At 32.9% G+C, this 727-nt stretch carries 1 protein-coding gene; it reads left to right on the top strand.

Translation table 11 applies throughout. The features are described 5' to 3' along the window. Positions 1-177: 177 nt before the first annotated feature. The coding region (locus tag ABN217_RS19310; RefSeq protein ID WP_502935138.1) for an MFS transporter at positions 178-727 on the top strand (550 nt) is incomplete at its 3' end.

Here is a 727-nt window from a genome sequence, read left to right as displayed (position 1 = left end):
ATTAGAGCGTCAGTTTATAGCAAAAGCTTTGGATATTTAAATTGGTTCAAAAATTATAATTTAAGGCTCTGCTTTATTATTGCTTGTTTATATGGTTTTTTAATGTTGCCTAACTCTTTGTTTATACCATCCTTTTTAAGTATTGTGGCAGGTTTAAAAGCTCAGCAAATAGGTGATGTGAGTAATATAGCTTTTATTATTTATCTTCTTTTCAGCCCTTTTGCCATAATGATTGCTCGTCGATTAGAGCCTCGATTAGTGATGATAATAGGGATAACGATTATTGGAATTGCTTGCTTAATCGGACATCAAATGACTTATCAGTGGCGTGCAGATGATTTCTTTGTGTTAATGATGTTACAGGCTATTGGTGAATGTATTTTATTAATTGGGTTGATTGCATCATTTGTCACAAACATTAAGCCTAGTGAAGCATTACATCTTGGTGCATATATTTCGATTGCTAGAGTATTAATGCCTGCATTAGCTGGGGCTTTAATGAATACCTATTTACGAATATCTTATGATACGCATCACAACTCATTGAGGGGTTATATTCAAACGGGAGAGCAGAAATTATCTAGTGATTTATTAGAAAATGTTCAATATATAGTGTCATTAATAGCAAGGGGATCTCATGTCGCCTCTTTTATAGATGGATTTCATTTAATAACGTGGTTTGTTATTTTAGGGCTAATTTGTATGATTTTTTTAAAGCCTTCACCTG

The sequence above is a fragment of the Proteus sp. fly-1067 genome (assembly GCF_040139345.1).
Lineage (GTDB): Bacteria > Pseudomonadota > Gammaproteobacteria > Enterobacterales > Enterobacteriaceae > Proteus > Proteus vulgaris_B.
Note: the sequence above shows the minus strand (reverse complement) of the source record. Positions and strands in the feature narration are given on the sequence as shown.